This window comes from Rhizobium sp. TBD182, assembly GCF_001950375.1.
GTDB classification, from domain to species: domain Bacteria; phylum Pseudomonadota; class Alphaproteobacteria; order Rhizobiales; family Rhizobiaceae; genus Agrobacterium; species Agrobacterium tumefaciens.
Genome location: NZ_BDLN01000001.1, coordinates 313,325 through 334,235 on the forward strand (window position 1 = coordinate 313,325; position 20,911 = coordinate 334,235).

General features: G+C 58.9%; 20 protein-coding genes. 14 read left to right on the forward strand and 6 right to left on the reverse strand.

The features are described 5' to 3' along the window. From T18_RS01630 to T18_RS01645, 4 genes are all read right to left on the reverse strand, one after another. Positions 1-621: JAB domain-containing protein (locus T18_RS01630; RefSeq protein ID WP_323455166.1), on the reverse strand; the 621-nt coding region annotated here is incomplete at its 3' end. A 12-nt stretch (positions 622-633) separates the two neighbouring features. Then, entirely contained in the window at positions 634-1,467 is an 834-nt protein-coding gene (map, locus tag T18_RS01635; RefSeq protein WP_026330927.1) for a type I methionyl aminopeptidase, read from the reverse strand. A gap of 31 nt (positions 1,468-1,498) precedes the next feature. Beyond that, a complete protein-coding gene (gene sfsA / locus T18_RS01640; protein ID WP_038491101.1) occupies positions 1,499-2,218 on the reverse strand; it encodes a DNA/RNA nuclease SfsA in 720 nt (239 codons plus the stop codon). A gap of 31 nt (positions 2,219-2,249) precedes the next feature. Continuing rightward, positions 2,250-4,109, reverse strand: a complete 1,860-nt coding sequence (locus tag T18_RS01645) for a PHA/PHB synthase family protein (RefSeq protein ID WP_038491098.1) — start codon at positions 4,107-4,109, stop codon at positions 2,250-2,252. A gap of 138 nt (positions 4,110-4,247) precedes the next feature. Here T18_RS01645 and T18_RS01650 point away from each other — a divergent pair, with 138 nt between their 5' ends. Next, positions 4,248-4,670, forward strand: a complete 423-nt coding sequence (locus T18_RS01650; RefSeq protein ID WP_080863740.1) for a hypothetical protein — start codon at positions 4,248-4,250, stop codon at positions 4,668-4,670. A 383-nt stretch (positions 4,671-5,053) separates the two neighbouring features. Here the strand turns inward: T18_RS01650 and fnrN are convergent, their stop codons facing one another. Further along, positions 5,054-5,779 (reverse strand): transcriptional regulator FnrN, encoded by a 726-nt coding sequence (gene fnrN, locus T18_RS01655; RefSeq protein WP_003515395.1) that lies wholly within the window; start codon positions 5,777-5,779, stop codon positions 5,054-5,056. 212 nt (positions 5,780-5,991) lie between these two features. Between fnrN and hemN the strand changes: the two genes are divergently transcribed. The 8 genes from hemN to T18_RS01700 all read left to right on the forward strand — a co-directional run bounded on the left by hemN (position 5,992) and on the right by T18_RS01700 (position 14,104). After that, the gene (gene hemN / locus T18_RS01660) at positions 5,992-7,341 is read left to right on the forward strand and encodes an oxygen-independent coproporphyrinogen III oxidase (RefSeq protein WP_038491095.1); all 1,350 of its coding nucleotides are present in this window, start codon (positions 5,992-5,994) and stop codon (positions 7,339-7,341) included. 114 nt (positions 7,342-7,455) lie between these two features. Further along, on the forward strand, positions 7,456-7,740 hold the full coding sequence (locus tag T18_RS01665) for an acyl carrier protein (protein WP_019566223.1): 285 nt from the start codon (positions 7,456-7,458) through the stop codon (positions 7,738-7,740). Positions 7,741-7,829: 89 nt separating this feature from the next. After that, entirely contained in the window at positions 7,830-8,309 is a 480-nt protein-coding gene (locus T18_RS01670; RefSeq protein WP_019566224.1) for a 3-hydroxyacyl-ACP dehydratase FabZ family protein, read from the forward strand. A 209-nt stretch (positions 8,310-8,518) separates the two neighbouring features. Continuing rightward, the gene (locus T18_RS01680) at positions 8,519-9,715 is read left to right on the forward strand and encodes a beta-ketoacyl-ACP synthase (RefSeq protein WP_038491088.1); all 1,197 of its coding nucleotides are present in this window, start codon (positions 8,519-8,521) and stop codon (positions 9,713-9,715) included. Positions 9,716-9,727: 12 nt separating this feature from the next. Then, a complete protein-coding gene (locus tag T18_RS01685; RefSeq protein ID WP_003515389.1) occupies positions 9,728-11,011 on the forward strand; it encodes a beta-ketoacyl-ACP synthase in 1,284 nt (427 codons plus the stop codon). Positions 11,012-11,163: 152 nt separating this feature from the next. After that, entirely contained in the window at positions 11,164-12,192 is a 1,029-nt protein-coding gene (locus T18_RS01690; RefSeq protein ID WP_003515388.1) for a zinc-binding dehydrogenase, read from the forward strand. Positions 12,193-12,196: 4 nt separating this feature from the next. Continuing rightward, a complete protein-coding gene (locus tag T18_RS01695) occupies positions 12,197-13,126 on the forward strand; it encodes a lipid A biosynthesis lauroyl acyltransferase (RefSeq protein WP_019566226.1) in 930 nt (309 codons plus the stop codon). Between the two features lie 279 nt (positions 13,127-13,405). Beyond that, complete coding sequence (locus T18_RS01700) at positions 13,406-14,104, forward strand: hypothetical protein (RefSeq protein ID WP_013636202.1); 699 nt, start codon at positions 13,406-13,408, stop codon at positions 14,102-14,104. A gap of 43 nt (positions 14,105-14,147) precedes the next feature. Here T18_RS01700 and T18_RS01705 read toward each other — a convergent pair whose 3' ends face one another. Continuing rightward, entirely contained in the window at positions 14,148-14,951 is an 804-nt protein-coding gene (locus T18_RS01705) for a TSUP family transporter (protein ID WP_038492827.1), read from the reverse strand. 179 nt (positions 14,952-15,130) lie between these two features. Between T18_RS01705 and T18_RS01710 the strand changes: the two genes are divergently transcribed. From T18_RS01710 to recJ, 5 genes are all read left to right on the forward strand, one after another. Continuing rightward, positions 15,131-16,090, forward strand: coding sequence for a nucleoside hydrolase (locus tag T18_RS01710; protein WP_038491083.1), 960 nt, complete (start codon positions 15,131-15,133; stop codon positions 16,088-16,090). A gap of 300 nt (positions 16,091-16,390) precedes the next feature. Beyond that, entirely contained in the window at positions 16,391-17,611 is a 1,221-nt protein-coding gene (locus T18_RS01715; RefSeq protein WP_003515379.1) for an LL-diaminopimelate aminotransferase, read from the forward strand. Between the two features lie 61 nt (positions 17,612-17,672). Further along, entirely contained in the window at positions 17,673-18,983 is a 1,311-nt protein-coding gene (locus T18_RS01720; RefSeq protein WP_003515377.1) for a homoserine dehydrogenase, read from the forward strand. Positions 18,984-19,171: 188 nt separating this feature from the next. Next, complete coding sequence (locus T18_RS01725; RefSeq protein WP_025593517.1) at positions 19,172-19,396, forward strand: hypothetical protein; 225 nt, start codon at positions 19,172-19,174, stop codon at positions 19,394-19,396. Positions 19,397-19,499: 103 nt separating this feature from the next. After that, the coding region (gene recJ, locus T18_RS01730) for a single-stranded-DNA-specific exonuclease RecJ (protein ID WP_414896155.1) at positions 19,500-20,911 on the forward strand (1,412 nt) is incomplete at its 3' end.

The following is a 20,911-nucleotide window of genomic DNA, read 5'->3' on the forward strand; positions in this document are numbered from 1 at the left end:
CGTGTGGTCCACGGTTCCCTGACCCTGCACCTCGTCGGCGATCAGGACGTTGCGCTTGTCGAGGAACAGGATGCGGAATTGCTCACGGGTTTCATGGGCCATGGCGGCATGGCAATAGTCGATGACCGAAGACCAGGAGCCGAGAATCTGCTTGTTGCGGATTTCGCCCTTCAGCATGCGCTGGGAAACGGAGGCGACGAGCTTCAGATCGAGCGCCACGGCCTCACCCACGCCCTTCACCTCCTGCAACAGCGGCAGCGGCGCGCCAAGCACACCGCCAAGAGTACCAAAGCGGGCGATCAACGCTTTGGCGATGGGTTTGGTATCACGCCTCGGTATCAGCCGGAAAAGCAGAAGCTCCAGCAGTTCGTAATCGGCAAGGGCGGTATCGCCGCCGTCGCGATAACGCGCCCGCAGCCTGTCCCGATGGCCGTGATAGTGTGCGATCTCCGCTTCCGGCTCCGCAACGGCTGCGGGGTGTTCCGAGTTCTTCTTCACCGCACTTCGCGGTTCGGCAAAGAAGCCGCGCTCATCCGTTCCGTCGAACAGATCGCCGTTTCCCGCCTGAAAGCCGGAGGTCGATGGAAGATCGGCGGAAGGCGAGGCAGGGCGTTTTGCCATGGCGGTCTGGCCTTATGCGAGTGGCGGCAGGCCCGGACGGTCAAAGCCGCCCGGCGACAGTGTGAAGATTTCGCAACCGGTCGCGGTTACGCCGACCGCATGTTCGTATTGCGCGGAAAGGGAGCGGTCGCGCGTTACTGCCGTCCAGCCATCGGAGAGTACCTTCACATGCGGCTTGCCGAGGTTGATCATCGGTTCGATGGTGAAGATCATTCCCTCGCGAATCTCCGGGCCTTCGTCCGGGCGGCCGTAGTGCAGGATATTGGGGGTGTCGTGGAACAGGCGTCCAACGCCGTGGCCGCAGAAATCACGCACCACCGAGCAGCGTTCCGCCTCGGCATAGGCCTGAATAGCCGCGCCGATCGCGCCGGTGCGCACACCCGGTTTCACTGCCGCGATGCCGAGCATCAGGCATTCATAGGTCACTTCCATCAGACGTTCAGCCGCGCGCTTGATCGTGCCAACCGGATACATGCGGCTCGAATCGCCGTGCCAGCCGTCCAGGATATAGGTCACGTCGATATTGACGATTTCGCCTTCACGAAGCGGCTTTGCGTCCGGAATGCCGTGGCAGACCACATGGTTGATAGAGGTGCAGACGGATTTCGTATAACCGCGGTAATTCAGTGTTGCCGGCAAAGCGCCATGGTCGGCGCCGAACTCGAAGACGAAACGGTCGATGGCATCAGTCGTCACACCCGGCTTGACGATTGCCGCCAGTTCGTCGAGGCAACGCGCCGTCAGCTGGCACGCCTTGCGCATCCCGTCGAAATCCTCAGGGGTATAAAGGCGGATGACGCCGGTATTCTTGAGGGGGGCGGAGGCTGCGTCGATATAGGTGACCATCATAGTGCTTTCTGTCTCTTTACGTCCCTGTTCATAAAACAGCCGGACGCCATTCGTCCATCTTAACCGTTCCCGTGACTGAAATTTGTGCCGGGGAAACGTCGCATTTCACCGCATAGGCCTCCACGCCGCGCGACATGGCTCGCTGAAACGCCAGCGCATAGACCGGATCCAGATCATCGCAGATGCGCATCCGGTCGCAATCGTTGCGCTGAATGAGATAGAGCATCACCGCACGGTGACCCGCCTCCGCTGCGTCGCCCAGCTCCTCCAGATGTTTGGCGCCGCGTTTGGTGGCGGTATCAGGGAATTCGGCCAGACCTTTTTCGCGCATGAAATGCACGTTTTTCACTTCCACATAGGCATCCGGCCGCCCGATTTCGGAAAGCAGGAAATCGATGCGAGAACTGCGGCCGTATTTCTGCTCGCGCCGGATCGTCGAATAGCCGGCAAGCTGCGGGATGCGGCCATTGAGGATCGCTTCTTCCGCCAGCCGGTTCGGCATGCCGGTATTGATGCCGACCACGGTGCCATCGGCCTCGACCATTTCCAGCATATGCCGGTACTTGCGGGTTGGGCTGTCATGCTCGGACAGCCAGATACGCGAGCCGGGCGTGGTCAATCCGCGCATGGAGCCGGTATTGGGGCAGGAGCCTGTAATCGCCGTGCCGTCCTCCAGAACAGCGTCGAAGAGGAAACGCTTGTAGCGGGCGATCAGCGTTGCGGGAACGAGTGGGGGTGTAAAGAGCATGTGGCCTGAAAGGTGAGAAGTGGGGGCGGGGTCAGGACAGGACGTAGGTTCCGGGTGCATCGCCGAGCACTGGTCGCTTGCCGTCTCCCGGCGCCCTTGCCTTTACCTTCTCGCCATTCTGGCTTTCGATCCAGTTTTGCCAGTGCACCCACCATGATCCCTTGTGGGCCGTGGCTGCGGCCTGCCAGGCATCGAAGTCTCCGGATGGTGACGCGCCTGTCCAATATTGGTATTTTTCGGATTGCGGCGGATTGACCACACCGGCTATGTGGCCGGAAGCGCCGAGCACGAATTCCACGGGGCCGCCGAACAGTGCCGCCCCCGTGAAGACCGATTTCGCTGGCGCGATATGGTCGTCGCGGGTGGCGAGATCATAGACGGGGATGTTTATGTCGCCGAGGTTGATCCGCTTGTCCGCCACGCGCATCAGCCCGCGGGCGAGATTGTTGTCGAGATAACAATTGCGCAGATAGAAGGAATGGCAGGCAGCGGTCACCCGGGTCGAATCTGAATTCCAGTAGAGGAGATCGAAGGGCAGGGGTTCCGTGCCGCGCAGATAATTATCGACCATATAGGGCCAGATGAGATCGGAGGCGCGCAGCATGTTGAAGACTGTGGCCATGATCGAGCCATCGAGATAACCGACGGCCTGCATGTGCCTGTCGAGCGCGGCGAGCTGGCCTTCGTCGATGAAGACCTTGAGGTCGCCCGCATGGATGAAATCCGTCTGGGCGGCGAGAAGTGTGGCGCTGCGAATGCGCTCATTGCCTTCCTGCGCATGCAATGCCAGGGCCGAAGACAAAAGCGTGCCGCCGACGCAATAGCCGATGGCGTTGATCTCTTTTTCGTCGGTTTGCTCCTCGATCGTGTCGAGGGCAAAATCGATACCTTCGCGGATATAGTCCTCCCAGCCCTTGTCGGCCAGCCTGGCGTCCGGGTTGATCCACGAGACCATGAACACGCTGTGACCCTGATCGAGACACCATTTAACGAAGGATTTCTGTGGGTTGAGATCGAGGATATAAAATTTGTTGATCCATGGCGGCACGATGAGCAGCGGCCGTTTGAAGGCCTTTTTCGTCGTCGGCGCGTAATGGATGATCTCGCAGAGCGGGCTTTTGGCAACCACCTTGCCTGATGTGATGGCGATGTTCTGGCCGATGACGAATTTGCTGTAATCGGTCTGGCGCAGTTTCAGATGGCCGTGGCCGGCCGCGACATCTTCGGCAAGCTGTGCCATGCCCTTGACGAGATTGGCCCCGCTGGACGCGACCGTCTCGCGGAAGACCTGCGGATTGGTGAAGACGAAGTTGGCCGGCGAGAGGGCTTCCGTCACCTGGCGCATGTAAAACAACGCCTTGGTGCGGGTGTGCTCGTCCAGCCCTTCGGCTTCCATAACCATCCGGTCGGCAAAACCGACGGTGGTCTGATAGGCTTTGAGGAGAAAATCGAAAAACGGATTGGCCTGCCAGTCCGCGTCGGCAAAACGCCTGTTCTTTCGCTCTGCCGGGCCGGTCTCCGCGGCCTTTTCCGAGCGGGAATCGGCATCTTCCGAAAACTGTGCCACCGATTTTGTCCACAGATCGAAATAGCTGGAAAGCAGGTGGGTCTGCGCTTCGAGTGAACGCTTCGGTTCTGCCATCCAGTATTCGGCGACATCGGAGAGCGTCTTGACGATGTCGGTCATCGGATCGGCGCTGGTCTGCGGAATTTCACCGCGTTCGCGGGGCGCCAGCCATTCGGACGCGGCTTTGCCGAGATTTTCCAGCGCGCGGGCGATGTTGACCGCAAAGGCTTCCGGGTCGCGGATCAGGTAAGCCTCGGCGGATGTGGCGTCGAAACCGGGCGTTTTGCCACCCTTTTTCTCTGCCCCGCCGTCAACACCTGCCATGCGCTGTCCTCCACCAAATTTGTGTTTGCACATTCTGCATGAAAACGAATACAAGTTCCACCAGCAAGGGGAGGCCACGAAGAGCCGAACCGCAGTCGAATTCGATATCGGCGATATCCTTACAGGCGGAACATGACGATGGGCAAGCACATGGGTACATGGGGAAGATTTGCGGAAAACGCTGGAAGGATCGCCCTTCTTTCGCTTTCCGGCGCCATGCTCGTTACAGTACTTGCCGCCTGCAAGACCCCGGCACCGATCGTCGCACCGGCCCATATGCCCCACCCGCAAGCCCAGATCGTCGGCCCGCGCCCCGTCAGCGACAATGTGGTGAGCCAGAGACGCGATACCGGCACCTATCCAAGCTTTTCAGCGCCGATTACGGCTGCCGGCAGCCAGATGGGGGATGACGAGGCGTCCAAAATGGAATCGAACCTGTCGCGCCTCGGTGCTGCACGCCGCAACGGCCAGATTTCGGAAGCTGAATACAAACGCCGAGTCGCGGAATTGCGGGCGCTTGGCGAAAACCAGAAGCCAGTTGCGACGCCTGCTACGCAGTGAGGTCTTCCGTTCGTCGTTCTGGGGCCTTTACCGAGAATCGACAACCTGTGGATCTCGAGATTCGCTCGGCACAAGGCCGAGGATAACGGCAATCCTTGTGCTTCATTCTGTTACCAAGCCGCTCTCATAACCCCTTATTTACCCTGCCTTTGAACCATATGCTTACTGAAGATGTTAAGCGGATGGATGCGCTTTGCCGCTTATGATGCGGTCATAACAAACAGGCCGCTGAAAAAGCGGTAGACAGGGTGAAATATCATGAGATGCATCGCTGCTTTGCTGGTTCTTGCCGGTTTTGCGCTCGCACCCGCGCAGGCGCGGGCGCCGTACATCAACATCGGAACGTCAGCGCCTCAGGGACGATGAAAGTTGAAAAACGCCGGTCAGTCGTTTCCGGCGGCTTCGCTGAGCATATCGAGGTCCGGCACTGTAATATGACGGTTGTTCTCGATGCTGATCGTGCCTTCCTTGCGCAGCTTAGTCATTTGCCGGCTAACTGTTTCGATGGTGAGACCTAGGAAGTCAGCTATGTCTGCGCGCGATAGCGGCAGGTCGAACGTTGATTTATCGTCCTTTTCCGGATCGATATGCGTGGCGATCATATAAAGGAAGCTGGCAACCTTTTCCTGTGCCGATTTTCGGCCAAGTGTCAGCATCCAGTCGCGCGCCTCATCCAGTTCCTTCAGAGACTGGCTGTGAAGCTTGCGTTCCATATCCGGCACTTCGGAAACCATGCGGTCGACGATGCGGCGCGGGAACAGGCAGATTTCCACATCGGTTGCGGCTTCCGCCGTCATCTTGCTTTCCGCCATGAACGGGCGGCCGAGAAAATCCGGTGCAAATTGCAGGCCGACGATCTGCTGGCGGCCATCCGACATCATCTTCGAGAGCTTCACCACGCCGTTGAGAATGTTGCCGTAGGAGCTGACAAGCTCCCCCTGGGCAAGCAGCTCGTTGCCCGCTTCCAGCTTCTTACGGCTGGAATGACGGTTGAGGTCGCAGAGCTGCTGCGGCGTCAACGTGCTGCAAAGACCACCGTGACGCGCCTCGCAGGAGCGGCATACGACGGGATATTCCGAATTGTGGATGGTCTTCTGTAGCGTGTCCATCAGCCTTTTCCGATGCTGGCTTTAAGGGACGAATGCGACCGCAGGTGTAAAATCCGGTCTTTTCGAAGGCTTGCGCCGCGTAGTCGTCGCCCCCGCGTCTACTTTAGCAAGAACTTAAGGTGCAATTTGATTGAAGTCAAAGTTGCAAACTGTCGCAGCCGTTACTGAAGGGGAGGAAATCGACATTTTCTTGATAAAAGGCAAATCCGGGGATGAATACCGAACTTCTTCGCAAATATTCGGGCGCCGTGCCGCGTTACACGAGCTATCCTACCGCGCCGCACTTTCACGAGGGAATCGATAATGGCACCTATCGCCGCTGGCTCGGCGAGCTTGGCCACCGGAACCGGATATCGCTTTACCTGCATATTCCCTATTGCGACCGGCTGTGCTGGTTCTGTGCCTGCCACACCAAGCACACGCTGAAATACGAGCCGATTGCCGTTTATCTTGAGGCACTTAAGCGGGAGATAGCAGCCGTCGGCTCGCTTGTTTCCCCCGATGCAGTGGTCAGCGCGGTGCATTTTGGCGGCGGTTCTCCCACTATGCTGAGGCCTGAAGACATGGTGGGCTTGATGGACTGTCTAAGACGCCATTTCACCTTTGGTCTGGCGCCCGAAATCAGCGTGGAAATGGACCCGAACGATCTTGACGAAAGTCGCTATGACGCGCTTGCCGTCATCGGCATGACGCGCGCGAGCCTCGGTGTGCAGGACTTTGATGACAAAGTGCAAAAAACCATCAACCGGATTCAGACCTTCGAGCAGACGGAATCGGTGGTAGATGCCGTGCGGGCAAGGGGCGTTCACTCGGTCAATTGCGACATTCTCTATGGCCTGCCGTTCCAGACCTGCGAGACATTGCAACAGACGGTTGACCAGATCATCTCACTCGACCCCGACCGGATCGCGCTGTTCGGTTATGCGCATGTTCCGTGGATGAAAAAACACCAGTCGCTGATCCCTGAACAGGCATTGCCAGATATTGCCGAGCGCTACCGCCAGATGACGATGGCGGCGGAGATGCTCAGCAAGGCGGGTTACAGGGCAATCGGGATCGATCACTTCGCCAAGCCCGCCGACACTCTGAGCCGGGCGGTCGAGACGGGGGAGCTGCGGCGGAATTTTCAGGGCTACACCACTGACACGGCCGATGCCCTGATCGGGCTTGGTGCATCCGCGATCGGCCGGCTGCCCCAGGGCTACGTGCAGAACATGGTGGCGACAGGGGAATATCAGCGGATGGTGGGCGAGGGTGGTTTCGCGGTTCTCAAGGGAATAGAATTGTCCGAGGAGGATCACCTGCGCTCCTATGTCATCGAGCGGCTGATGTGCGATTTTTCGCTCGATCTGGGCGATTTGAAGCGGCGTTTCGGCAAGGCCAGCCATTCCGTCAGCATGGAGGCGCAGCTTTTCGCTGGCGGCGACAGGGACGGTGTGGTGCGGATGGATGGCGATGTTTTTGCCGTGACGGAGGCGGGAAAACCCTTTGTCCGTCATATCGCGGCAACCTTCGACGCCTATCTCGGCAGCGGACGCGGCCGTCATTCGGTTGCTGTTTAGGCAACAGTTTTAAGGCAAATTTCAAAGTTACGTCACGAAACCATTGGCTTTTTTGTGCGACTTGCCTATGTGGTGCGTCAGACAGGATATTTAATACGAACGACAATAAGGATTATGGGCGTGACAGCTACATTCGACAAGGTTGCCGACATTATCGCCGAAACCAGCGAAATCGACCGCGAAACCATTACGCCGGAAAGCCACACGATCGACGATCTGGGCATCGACAGCCTCGACTTTCTGGATATCGTTTTCGCCATCGACAAGGAATTCGGTATCAAGATTCCGCTCGAGCAGTGGACGCAGGAAGTCAACGAAGGCAAGGTTACCACCGAAGAATATTTCGTGCTGAAGAACCTCTGTGCCAAGATCGACGAATTGCGCGCAGCCAAGGGCTGAGGCGATAATGCCCGCTTCGAGCGGGCATTTCTTTTTCTGGACCTGACCTTCAGGGACGGGTCGTAACCGACCAGAAACGGGCCGGACGGATGCTGCTTGAATATTTTCAGATGATCGACAAGGTCGAAGCCGTGGATATGGCGACGCGCACATTGAAGGCGCGGTCTGTCGTTCCCGACAAAAGCCCGGTTTTCGAGGGACATTTCCCCGGCATGCCGCTGGTTCCGGGCGTGCTTCTGATCGAGACCATGGCGCAGGCTTCCGGCATGATGGTTCTGGCGTTCAGCGATTTTTCCGCCATGCCCTTCCTGATGTCGGTTGACGGCGCCAAGATGCGCACCTTCGTGGAGCCCGGCGCGGTTCTCGATATCGAGGCGGTGCTGGAACATGACGGTTCGGGTTTTGCAGTCACCAAGGCGAAGATCACTTGCGAAGGCAAGAAGGTCTGCGATGCGCAGCTGAAGCTCAGGACAATGCCTTTCAGCGAAATTCCGCTCGCGCCTATCGTCAGGAAGCGGGCCGAGGAAGTCGGCCTGATGGCGGCGATTGCCGCGGATGCGCAAAAATAAGCGCTTCCGCTGATGCCGGGAGACGGCCTTTTTCCCCTAGACCCGGTTTTGATTCACGAAAATCGTGGGCTTGTGCTGGCGGATCGGGCCTTCACCATTGCCAATCCGCATCGCGCGCTTTATTCCGCAACGCATGGAGTGGTCGTTTGCGACCGCTGTTGGATAGCCGTGACCGCTTCAATGGGTCAGGCTGCAAAGGATGACAGACGATGAAATCTGACAATGATGTGGTGATAACCGGGGTCGGCATCGTGACCTGTCACGGCGTCGGCAGCCAGGCGCATCTTGCGCTTCTTTCGGGAACTGCGGCGCCGGCAACGGTGATAGAGACCGAAAAGTTCAAACCCTATCCGGTTCATCCCATGCCGGAAATCGACTGGTCCACGCAGATTGCCAAGCGCGGCGACCAGCGCCAGATGGAAAACTGGCAGCGTCTCGGCGTTTTTGCCGCCGGCCTCGCGCTTGATGATGCAGGGCTGAAGGAAAACGCGGAAGCCTGCGCTACCATGGACATGATCGTGGCTGCGGGCGGTGGCGAGCGCGACATCAATGTTGATACGCTGATTGTCGATGAGGCGCTGAAGCGCAACGACCGCGAAGTGCTGCTCAACGAGAAGCTAACGACGGAATTGCGTCCGACCCTGTTTCTCGCCCAGCTTTCCAATCTGATGGCAGGTAACATTTCCATCGTTCACAAGGTCACAGGGTCCTCCCGTACCTTCATGGGCGAGGAAGCAGCCGGCATTTCCGCAGTCGAGACTGCGTTTCACCGTATCCGTTCCGGCGAATCCAGCCACGCCCTGGTGGGCGGCGCCTTCTCGGCCGAGCGCCCGGACATGATCCTGCTGTTTGAAGCGATCGGCGCGCATGCGCAGGGCGATTGGCAGCCGCTTTGGTCGCGTGGCGGCCAGGACGGCGGCGGCATGATTTCCGGTTCGCTGGGAGCCTTCCTGGTGCTGGAATCGCGCAAGCACGCCAGTGAACGCGGCGCACGCATCTATGCCCGTATCGACGCCATCGAGGGCGATCGCGGTAGCCGTGATGACGGCAAGATGGAAAAGCGCATGGAACGGCTGCTTGCCCCTGCAAAGGACAGTGCTGCGACCGTCGTGTTTTCCGGTGCGAGCGGTTACGACGCCGTGACGCAGCGTGAAAAGAATATTCTCGAAAAAGCTTTGCCGCAGGCCGTCATTCGCGGTTTCGGCGGTATCACCGGCCATGGACTTGAAGCACAGTTCCCGCTTGGGCTGGCGCTTGCTGCCCTGACGCTTGAAAGCGGCGCGAAGGTTCCTACTTTCGATGGCGCCGCGGAAAAGCCTATGGGCGAGGCGGCCAGCGAAGCGGTCGTCACCACCGTCGGCCATGTTCGCGGCGAAGGTGTTGCCGTTCTGTCCCGTGACGTGTGAGGAGAAAAGACCATGACTTCCAACTTCAAGGATCATCTCGGTCGCCCGATCGTTGCAGTCACCGGTATGGGCATCATCACATCGCTCGGGCAGGGTCTTGCCGATAACTGGGCGGCTCTGACTGCGGGCAAGTCGGGCATCCACAAGATCACCCGTTTCCCGACGGAGGGGCTTTCCACAAGGATCAGCGGCACCGTCGATTTCATCGACATCCCGGTTCCGAATTCCGTCGAGCGCTCTTATGCCTTTGCACGCGAGACAACCATTGAGGCTTTGGCGCAGGCCGGCATCTCGGGCGATTTCGATGGCCCGCTGTTTCTGGCTGCACCACCGATCGAGCCGGAATGGAGCGCCCGTTTCGAGCTTGCCGACCGGTCTCCGCCGGCCGCCCAGCCGGGTGATGCCTATGAACGGTTCCTGACGGCTTTCCGTCAACGTCCGGACCCGGCGTTTCAGGAAGCGGCTCTTTTCGGCGCGATTTCGGAGCGTCTTTCGGACCGCTTTGGTACACGCGGCCTGCCGGTCACGCTCTCGACGGCCTGTGCATCCGGCGCGACCGCAATCCAGCTTGGTGTCGAGGCTATCCGCCAGGGCCGCACCGAGCGCGCGCTGACGGTTGCTACAGACGGTTCGGTCAGCGCCGAAGCGCTGATCCGCTTTTCGCTTCTTTCGGCGCTGTCGACCCAGAATGAGCCGCCGGAAAAGGCATCCAAGCCGTTCAGCAAGGACCGCGACGGTTTCGTGATCGCCGAAGGTGCGGCAACGCTGGTGCTGGAATCGCTGGAATCGGCGATTGCGCGCGGCGCGAAGGTTCTCGGCATCATCAAGGGCGCCGGTGAAAAGGCGGATAGCTTCCACCGCACGCGTTCCTCGCCAGATGGCGGCCCGGCGATCGCGACGATCCGCGCCGCACTTGCGGATGCGGGCGTTGCTGAAAGCGATATCGGCTACATCAACGCCCACGGCACCTCGACGCCGGAAAACGACAAGATGGAATATGGCTCGATGCTTGCCGTCTTCGGCGAAGGCCTGAAAGACATTCCGCTGTCATCCAACAAGTCGATGATCGGCCATACGCTGACGGCGGCCGGTGCTGTGGAGGCGGTGTTCTCGTTACAGACCATGCTGACCGGCACCCTGCCGCCGACGATCAACTACAACAACCCTGATCCGACCATTTCGCTCGATGTGGTGCCGAATGTGAAGCGGGACGCGACAGTCAATGCCGTGCTTTCCAACTCCTTTGGGTTCGGCGGGCAGAATGCCAGCCTTGTCATGACGCGTGAACCGGCTTAACCGGTTCCGCCAGAAGACAGGGGCGTTTCCGGCCTGAACGAAGCCCGGGAACGCTCTCGCTGGTGTGACTACACATTCCGACCGCAAAACCGTTACAGAGTTCTGCTGGAATTACTCTTGAGATAGACGCCTCCGGGCGAAGGACTAAAAACATGCGCGCTCTTCAACTTGTGGACGACCGGAAGCTCGAAAAAGTGGACCTGCCTGAACCCGATGCACCAGGTCCGGGCGAGGTGACGCTGCGCGTCAAGGCCGTGGCGCTGAACCACATCGACGTCTGGGGCTGGCGCGGCATGGCTTTTGCCAAGCGCAAGATGCCGCTGACCATCGGTGCTGAGGCTTCCGGCGTGGTGGAGGCCATTGGCCCGGGCGTTTCGAATGTGCTGCCTGGCCAGCTCGTCGCGATCTACGGCGCGCGCACCTGCGGGATCTGCAAGCCGTGCCGTGAAGGCCGTGACAATCTTTGTGAACATGTTCAGGGTGTACACGGTTTCCATCTTGACGGCTTTGCGCAGGAAAAGATCAATATTCCCGCCCGCCAGCTCGTTCCGGCGCCGCATGGCGTCGATGCCATCGGCGCGGCTCTGGCGCCTGTGACCTTCGGCACGGTCGAACACATGCTGTTTGACAATGCCAAGCTGGAATCGGGCGAAACGATCCTCGTGCATGCCGGCGGTTCCGGCATCGGCACGGCGGCGATCCAGCTTGCAAAGAAGATGGGCTGCACCGTCATCACCACGGTCGGCTCCGACGACAAGATCGAACGGGCGAAGGCTCTGGGTGCCGATCACGTCATCAACTACCGGACCGACCGTTTCGAAGGCGTCGTGCGCAAGCTGACGAAAAAGAAGGGTGTAGACGTGGTGTTCGAGCATGTCGGCAAAGACACCTGGGCGGGATCGATGTTCTCGCTGAAGCGTGGCGGCCGTCTCGTCACCTGCGGCTCAACCTCAGGCGTATCGACCGATATCAACCTGATGATGCTGTTCCAGCAGCAGCTGAAGCTGCTCGGCTCCTTCGGTTGCCGCATGGAAAACATGGCCAACGCCATGCAGAAGATGGCGCGCGGCATCGTTCATCCTGTTATCGACACAGAAGTCACCTTCGAGGATATCGACCGGGCGCTGGAGCGCATGGAAACGCGCCAGGTATTCGGCAAAATCGTTCTGCGGATGGATTGACGCCTTGAAACTGTTCATTACGCGGATCGTCCTGAAGCTGGACCATTTCCGGCAATGGCTGATTGCGACGTTTGCCTTCGGCCTTCTCAATCTGCTGAAGATATTTCCAGCTGACGCGGGAATTCGCGCTGCCGACAGGCTGGCGCGCTTCGTGGGGCCGAAAACCGGCCGCCACAAGCTGATGCTCTACAATCTGGCGCGCGCCTTTCCGGAGAAATCCGAAGAGGAGCGGCTTACCATCGCAATGGACAGCTGGGGCAGCATGGGGCGGCTTGCGGCGGAATATGTCTTTCTCGACAGGCTGTTCGATTTCGATCCGGAAAATAGCGAGCCGGGCCGTATCCGGGTCGAGGGTATTTCGACCTTTATCGAGCTTCGCGATAACCCGCGGCCCTTCATCGTATTTACTGCCCATAGCGGCAATTTCGAATTGTTGCCGGTGGCCAGTTCTGCCTTCGGTCTGGATGTGACGGTGCTGTTCCGGCCGCCGAATAATCCTTTCGTGGCCGACAAGGTGTTCAAGTTCCGCAAGGAACGCATGGGCAATCTCGTGCCGTCGCATGCCGGCTCTTCCTTCGCGCTTGCGCGGCAGCTGGAAAGGGGCGGCGGTGTCGGCGTGCTCGTCGACCAGAAGTTCGGCAAAGGCTTGACGACGAAGTTCTTCGGCCATGAGGTGCGCACCAACCCGCTTCTTGCCAAGCTGGTGCGGCAGTTCAATTGCGATGTCTATCCCGCCCGCTGCGTGCGTCTGCCTGATAACCGCTACCGGCTGGAAATAGAGCCGAGGGTTGAAATTCCGCGCGATGAAAAAGGAAATGTCGATATTCAGGCGACGGCGCAGCTTTTGAATGACAAGGTGGAAAGCTGGGTCCGCGAATATCCCGAACAATGGCTGTGGTATCACGACCGTTGGGACGTTAAACACCAGATCTGATTATTTGCAGCGCGGCCGAATTTCTAGTGATTTTTTACAGAATTCGGCCGTAAAATTGCGTTTTTAAGTATTTTTACTTATTAGTGGAACCTTATTTTTCGTTCATGGATTATCGAAATTGAAAAAATAGCAGTAGCTATGATATTTTAGAGATTAATCCCTGCGGCGGTCCTGCGTGTCGTTACGTCATTTTTTAATGCACAGACGCTACAATGAGGGGATAAGTGTCTATCCATTCGGATTGGGAGCGGGCTGTTTGCCCGTTCAGGGAGAGTTGGGTTGAAAGATTTGATTGAGCTGTTCTGGCTGCGTTATACGGAACTGCAATCAGCGGTTGGTAAGAACGAGGCCGACAAGATCGCAGTGCTGGAGCGTGAACTGGAGCTGCTGCTTGATCGGGTCATCGGGCGTAAGACCGGCAGTTCCGAGGACATTCGTGAGCAATTCCGTTTCGCCATCGACCTCCTTAATCACGAGGCGGAAGATCTCGGCTGCGTGCAGCGCAATTCCGATCTTTTGAGAACACTGGTCGACCGCTATGTCGGCATGCCGCTCAAGGCAAAGGTGATCGGCGACGAGGACGAGGACATCCTGGAGTGGCACCACCGCCATCTCATTCTCGATGAGGATATGCTGAACGACCTCGACGAGCCGGTGGTCGTCGTTTCTCCCGGTTATCGGGTGTCATTCTCCAATGGCATCGATGCGTTTCCGCGCAATACGCCGGAAGGGCCTTTGGGATGTCATATCGCCGAGCTTGTCGGAGTGCACCGTTTTCAGAACGATCTGCGGGAGAGGCTCGACAATTGCTTCAAGGGCGGTACGTCGAAATACACCTATGCCGAAGATCATGACGGCCATACGATCGTAAAATCGCTGGAAATGTCGCCCTGCTATTCCTCCAACTACAAGCTGGTTGGCGCAATGGTGGTCATCCGCGAAATCGCCGATCGCAGGCGCCGTCGCGCCACGGCATAAATTCACGGTTCGAACGCAAGCTTCGAGCCGTGTCCTTTTCCTGTCATTTCGGGAAGATGGTTTCCCAGATCGTGGCGATTGACCATGCGGATGAAGCATCCGCAAGAAGCTTCGTCGCCATTGCCAGACAGGAAAGAACCAAAAGCGGGCGGATGATCTTCGCGCCGTTTTTCATCGCGAAACGCGATCCGATCTGCGCGCCGACGAACTGGCCGATGCCCATGGCGATGCCAAGCTTCCAGAGAACCGCGCCTCCAGCCGCAAAAACAACAAAGCCGCCGAAGTTCGAACCCAGGTTCAGAAGCTTGGTATGGGCGGTTGCCTTCAGCATGCCGAAGCCGGCAAGCCCCACGAAGGCAAGCATGTAGAAGGAACCCGCGCCTGGGCCGAAAACGCCATCATAGAAACCCACGAGCGGTGCGGCGGTGAGGCCGAACACGAAAGGCGTGATGCGGCGATGGCTGTCGATATCGCTGAGCTGCGGCTTGAAGGCGAAATACAGGGCAATCGCGATCAGCAGAGAGGGCATGATGGTGCGCAGGAGGTCTGACGGCACGAAGGCGGCGGTGAAAGCACCGAGCCCGCCGCCGACCATCGCCATGATCGCCATCGGCAATTGTTCCCTCAGATTGACATGGCCGCGGCGGGCATAGGCAATGGTGGCCGACGCCGAGCCGAACTGCGATTGCAGCTTGTTGGTGCCGAGCGTATCGAGCGGCGGAATTCCCATGATCAGCATGGCCGGGATAGTGATGAGACCGCCGCCGCCGGCGATGGAATCGATAAATCCGGCAAAGATGGCGACGCAGAAAAGAACGACGAAAACGTTGAGGGCGATGTCTTGCACTTGGCATGTCCAGGCGGGCTTAAGGGAGAGGGCCTCTTCTTTCACCGAAAAGATCGCCACGCAATATTTTTCTCTCCGATCCGAGACGGGCAGGGGGATTGCGGTGTTGCCGCTTATGGTTATGTTTCCGTGGCGCACCGCCAGACGCGGCGATGACGAGACATCAGGATGAGGGCATTATGCATAAAGTGATATTCGATACGGACCCCGGTGTAGATGATGCCATGGCGCTTCTTTTCCTGCACCGTCACCCCGATATCGATCTGATCGGCGTCACCACCGTCTTCGGCAACGCGCCCATCGATATCACTACCCGCAATGCGCTCTTCCTGAAACGGGAATGGCAGATGACGGCGCCGGTAGCGAAAGGTGCGGGCGTGACCTTCGATCCGGCCCGCAAGGAAGGCCACTGGCCGACTTTCATCCATGGCGAAAACGGTCTCGGCGATATCGATATTCCAGAGACCATCGATCTGCCGCTCGATCCGCGTCCCGCGCATCGCTTTATTATCGAGACGGTCAAGGCCAATCCCGGCGAGGTGACGCTGATCGCTGTTGGTCGCATGACCAATCTGGCCTTGGCGCTGCGCGAAGAGCCGGATTTTGCGGCATTGGTGAAGCAGGTGATCGTCATGGGCGGCGCCTTCGATATCAACGGCAATGTGTCGCCGGCGGCCGAGGCCAATATTCACGGTGATCCGGAAGCGGCCGATCTCGTCTTCACCGCGCCCTGGCGCGTGGTCGTCGTCGGCCTGGACGTGACGACGAAAACGGTGATGACCAGCGCCTTCATGGCCGAGATGGCAGATGCGGGCGGCAAGCCGGTACAGCTGCTTTCCGATCTGTCGCAATTCTACATCGATTTCTACAAGACACGCACCGGCGATGGCATGGTGGTGCATGACAGCTGCGCCTGCGTTTACCTTGTCGCGCCCGAACTGTTTGAGACCCGCAGCGGCCCTATACGCGTCGTCTGCGGCGGGCTTGCCGATGGCCAGACCATTCAGAAGCCGGATGGCCGCGCCTTTCCGCCGGGCGACTGGGACGGGCATCCGAGCCAGCTCATCTGCACCGATATCAAGCCGGAGCGGGTGCTTTCCGTCATTCGCGCGGCAATTGTGAAGGGCGAGCGCGACTGAACGGCCGGAATGGCCGTTCTTGAGCATGGTCTGCCTTGCATTTTCCAAGAATCTGGCGTTATGCAGGTTTCCTGATTACATCGCGCAATTCGCCTTGCCTGTGGTCTGAAAAGGCCGCGCCGGAGCCACAAGGCGGATGATCGCGATGCCGCGTGGACCGAGAAAACCGCTGTAGGTTTTCTTGTGCTTTGCGGTACAATGAATAGCGCCCGCCGGATCGGTTCGTGTCGGCGGCGTTTAACAACAAGAACGAACTTCGTTATGGGCCGGTAGAACCGGTCCATTTCCATGAGGAAAGTGATGGAAGAGTTTCATAAGGTCCGGCGTCTGCCGCAATACGTCTTCGAACAGGTCAACCGTTTGAAAGCGAGCGCGCGAGCGGCCGGGGCCGATATCATCGATCTCGGCATGGGCAATCCCGACCTTCCGACCCCCAAGGCGATCGTCGACAAGCTGTGCGAAGTCGTTCAGGACCCTCGCACCCATCGCTATTCCTCGTCCAAGGGCATTCCCGGCCTTCGCCGCGCGCAGGCTGGTTATTATGCCCGCCGGTTCGGCGTGAAGCTGAACCCCGATACGCAGGTCGTCGCGACCCTTGGTTCCAAGGAAGGTTTCGCCAATATGGCGCAGGCCATAACCGCGCCTGGTGACGTGATCCTGTGTCCGAACCCCACCTATCCGATCCACGCTTTCGGATTCCTGATGGCGGGCGGCGTTATCCGTTCCATGAATGTGGAGCCGGACGAGAGCTTCTTCGGGCCTCTGGAGCGGGCGGTGCGCCACTCCATTCCGAAGCCGCTGGCGCTGATCGTCAACTATCCGTCGAACCCGACGGCGCATGTTGCCTCGCTCGATTTCTACAAGGACGTGATCGCATTTGCGAAGAAGCACGAAATCATAGTGCTTTCCGACCTTGCCTATTCGGAAATCTATTTCGACGACAACAATCCGCCGCCTTCGGTTCTCGAAGTTCCCGGTGCAATCGACGTTGCGGTGGAATTCACCTCCATGTCTAAGACCTTCTCCATGCCGGGCTGGCGCATGGGCTTTGCCGTTGGCAACGAGCGGCTGATCGCGGCGCTGACCCGCGTGAAGTCCTATCTCGATTACGGTGCCTTCACGCCGATCCAGGTTGCGGCGACGCACGCGCTGAACGGCGACGGCTCCGACATCGCGGAAGTACGCAGCGTTTATCGCCGCCGTCGCGACGTCATGGTCGATACTTTCGGCAAGGCGGGCTTCGAAGTTCCACCGCCGGCGGCGACGATGTTCGCCTGGGCGAAGATCCCGGAAAAGTTCCGCCATCTCGGTAGCCTGGAGTTTTCCAAGCTTCTGGTCGAGAAGGCAGACATTGCCGTTGCTCCCGGCATCGGCTTCGGCGAAATGGGCGATGATTACGTCCGCCTCGCGCTCGTTGAAAACGAGCATAGAATTCGTCAGGCAGCGCGCAATCTGAAGCGTTTCCTGTCGAGTGCTGACGAAACGATGCACAATGTCGTTTCGCTCAATGCCCACAGATAAGGGCAACCGAAGGCGGCCGGGTCCCGGCCGTCACCATCACCAGCAAATCAGGAACATACCCATGGCAGATTCATTGAGAATCGGCATAGCGGGGCTCGGCACTGTCGGCGCTTCGCTCGTGCGCATCCTCCAGCAGAGAAGCAACGAACTTGCGATTACCTGCGGACGCGCGATTGAGATTATTGCAGTGAGCGCGCGCGACCGTTCGCGTGACCGCGGCATCGATCTCAAGGGTATTACCTGGTTCGATACGCCGGAGCAGCTTGCAAACGAAGCCGATATCGACGTGTTGGTGGAACTGGTCGGCGGTGCTTCCGGCCAGGCGGAAAAAGCTGTGCGCGCAGCACTTTCGCGCGGTCTCCATGTGGTGACAGCCAACAAAGCGCTGCTCGCCAAGCATGGCGTCGAGCTGGCGACGATTGCCGAAGACAAGGGCGCGCTTCTCAATTTCGAAGCGGCTGTGGCCGGCGGTATTCCCGTCATCAAGGCGCTGCGTGAATCTCTCACCGGCAACAATGTGTCGCGCATCTACGGTATCATGAACGGCACCTGCAACTACATCCTGACCAAGATGGAGAAGGAAGGGCTGTCGTTCGAGGTCTGTTTGAAAGAAGCGCAGCGGCTGGGTTATGCCGAAGCCGATCCGGCCTTCGATATCGAGGGTAACGACACCGCCCACAAGCTCGCCATTCTGACGACGCTTGCCTTCGGCAACAAGATTTCGGCCGACGACATCTATCTCGAAGGCATCACCAACATCTCCAGCGAGGACATTCAGGCGGCCGCCGAGCTCGGTTATCGCATCAAGCTTCTCGGCGTGGCGCAGGTGACCGAATCCGGTATCGAGCAGCGGGTGCATCCGACCATGGTGCCGCTCGATTCCGTTATTGCGCAGGTTGATGGCGTCACCAATGCGGTGGCGATCGAGTCCGATATTCTTGGCGAGCTTCTGATGGTTGGCCCAGGTGCGGGCGGCAATGCCACGGCCTCTGCCGTGCTCGGTGACATCGCCGATATCGCCAAGAGCCGTCCCGGTGCCCAGCAGGTTCCGGTGCTCGGCCGTCCGGCGAAGTCGCTGACCGATTATCGTCGCGCCAAGATGAAGAGCCATGAAGGCGGCTATTTCATCCGGCTGACGGTGAAGGACCAGGCGGGCGTCTTCGCCTCCATCGCTACCCGCATGGCGGATAACAACATCTCGCTGGAATCCATCGTGCAGCGCCAGCGCGTGCATGTGGAAGGCGCGCCGCAGACGATTATCCTCGTGACCCACGCGACGATGGAAGATGCGATCCGCAAGGCCGTCAAGGCGATCAAGAACGAGAAATATCTGGTCAGCGAACCGCAGGTCATCCGCATCGAGCGGACCTGAGACGCTTTACAATTTTTCTGAATTTGAGGGCCGCGCCACCACATGGAGGCGCGGTCTTTTTTCTCCCGAAATCCGTTTTGGCGGCCACAGGATAAAACCGCCGTAAAATTTGAGGGTATCGCCTCAGAACCGCTGGAAAACAACGCGATTCGGCTCTATGGTTAATCATGTTACCAAGCGAGGGAGGCGTGGCTGTGACATCGATTATCCTTTTCAAGGACAGTAAGCGCGAAAGCGTTCTGGCCGCCCATCATCGGGCGCGGCCTCACAATGCCAACGACAATATTCGAGGCATGGAATTCGATATTGCCGAATATGAGCGCAACTGGTGTTCACTTGCGGTGTTTTCCCTGTTGCTGCTGGTCGGCGCGGTATCGATCGTCAGCCCGTTTTTCTCGATTTTCTCGGTGTGAAACCTCATACGGGCGTTTTTGCTTGAAAAAGGCGCCATCGCCATTTAGCCCGTTGTCATGACAAGGCGCGGATACGCATTCGCATGACAGGACGATGGACAGGATGGCAATGATGGAGCCGGCCGATACCGTGGTCCGCGCATTTCTTAGCGTGGAGCGGTCGGCGACAGAGCAACGTTGGGTTTCGCGGCTGGATCAGGCCGCACAGAACCGTGCGCTGGCCATGTCCCAGATCCATGCCATTCCCGAACTGATTGCCCGGGTGCTGGCCGGGCGAGGGGTGGGGGTGGATGAGGCTCTCGCTTTCCTCGATCCGACCATTCGCTCATTGATGCCCGACCCGCATGTGCTGACAGATTGCGAAAAGGCTGCCGAAAGGCTGGTCCGCGCCATTGAGACCGGCGAGAAGGTGGCGATCTTCGGCGATTATGACGTTGATGGCGCCGCGTCTTCCGCGCTGATGTATCGGTTTCTCGCACATTTCGGGCTGACGCCGGAAATCTATATTCCAGATCGTATTTTCGAGGGTTATGGGCCGAACCCGGCGGCGATGCAGCAGCTTGCCGCCAATGGCGCGACCCTGATCGTGACGGTTGATTGCGGCTCCACCAGCCATGAATCGCTGAATGCCGCAAAGGATGCGGGAACAGATGTGGTGGTGATCGATCACCACCAGGTCGGTTCGGAACTGCCGCCGGCGGTGGCGTTGGTCAATCCCAACCGCGAAGACGATCTTTCGGGGCAGGGGCATCTCTGCGCCGCAGGCGTGGTGTTTCTGGTTCTGGTCGCCACCCTCAGGCTGTTGAAGGACAGGCGCAACAGACAGGCGTTCACGATCGATCTGCTGGCGCTGCTGGATATAGTCGCACTCGCAACCGTATGCGACGTGGTGCCCTTGAAGGGGCTGAACCGCGCCTATGTGGTAAAGGGGTTGATTGCCGCGCGCCATATGAACAACGCCGGGCTGGCGGCGCTGTTCAGAAAGGCGGGGTTGGGCGGGCCGGTGACACCGTATCATTTCGGTTTCCTGATCGGGCCACGCATCAATGCCGGTGGCCGTATTGGCGATGCCGCACTGGGTAGCCGTCTGCTTACACTCGACGACTCGTCACAGGCGGACGTGATTGCCGAAAAGCTGGATGAGCTCAACCGCGAGCGACAGGCGATGGAAGCCGTGATGCTGGCGGAAGCCGAAGCGGAAGCGCTTTATGAGTATGGCGACGGCTCTGGCGCTGGCGTCATCGTTACCGCACGGGAAAACTGGCATCCGGGGATCGTTGGCCTGCTTGCCTCACGCCTCAAGGACCGTTTCCGCCGCCCGGCCTTTGCAATCGCTTTCGATCCCTCTGGCAAGGGCACAGGCTCCGGCCGCTCGATCAATGGTTTCGATATGGGCAGAATGGTCCGCGCCGCTGTGGATGCCGGCCTGCTGGTCAAGGGTGGCGGTCACGCCATGGCCGCGGGCCTGACGGTGGAACGCGCCAATCTCGGCAAACTCCGGACCTTCTTCGAGGA

Excerpts from the sequence above, each read along its gene's own strand:
- map (WP_026330927.1), bottom strand. The coding sequence starts at position 1,467 with ATGGTCACCTATATCGACGCAGCCTCCGCCCCCCTCAAGAATACCGGC.
- sfsA (WP_038491101.1), bottom strand. The coding sequence starts at position 2,218 with ATGCTCTTTACACCCCCACTCGTTCCCGCAACGCTGATCGCCCGCTAC.
- T18_RS01645 (WP_038491098.1), bottom strand. The coding sequence starts at position 4,109 with ATGGCAGGTGTTGACGGCGGGGCAGAGAAAAAGGGTGGCAAAACGCCC.
- T18_RS01650 (WP_080863740.1), top strand. The coding sequence starts at position 4,248 with ATGGGCAAGCACATGGGTACATGGGGAAGATTTGCGGAAAACGCTGGA.
- fnrN (WP_003515395.1), bottom strand. The coding sequence starts at position 5,779 with ATGGACACGCTACAGAAGACCATCCACAATTCGGAATATCCCGTCGTA.
- hemN (WP_038491095.1), top strand. The coding sequence starts at position 5,992 with ATGAATACCGAACTTCTTCGCAAATATTCGGGCGCCGTGCCGCGTTAC.
- T18_RS01665 (WP_019566223.1), top strand. The coding sequence starts at position 7,456 with ATGGGCGTGACAGCTACATTCGACAAGGTTGCCGACATTATCGCCGAA.
- T18_RS01670 (WP_019566224.1), top strand. The coding sequence starts at position 7,830 with ATGCTGCTTGAATATTTTCAGATGATCGACAAGGTCGAAGCCGTGGAT.
- T18_RS01680 (WP_038491088.1), top strand. The coding sequence starts at position 8,519 with ATGAAATCTGACAATGATGTGGTGATAACCGGGGTCGGCATCGTGACC.
- T18_RS01685 (WP_003515389.1), top strand. The coding sequence starts at position 9,728 with ATGACTTCCAACTTCAAGGATCATCTCGGTCGCCCGATCGTTGCAGTC.
- T18_RS01690 (WP_003515388.1), top strand. The coding sequence starts at position 11,164 with ATGCGCGCTCTTCAACTTGTGGACGACCGGAAGCTCGAAAAAGTGGAC.
- T18_RS01710 (WP_038491083.1), top strand. The coding sequence starts at position 15,131 with ATGCATAAAGTGATATTCGATACGGACCCCGGTGTAGATGATGCCATG.
- T18_RS01715 (WP_003515379.1), top strand. The coding sequence starts at position 16,391 with ATGGAAGAGTTTCATAAGGTCCGGCGTCTGCCGCAATACGTCTTCGAA.
- T18_RS01720 (WP_003515377.1), top strand. The coding sequence starts at position 17,673 with ATGGCAGATTCATTGAGAATCGGCATAGCGGGGCTCGGCACTGTCGGC.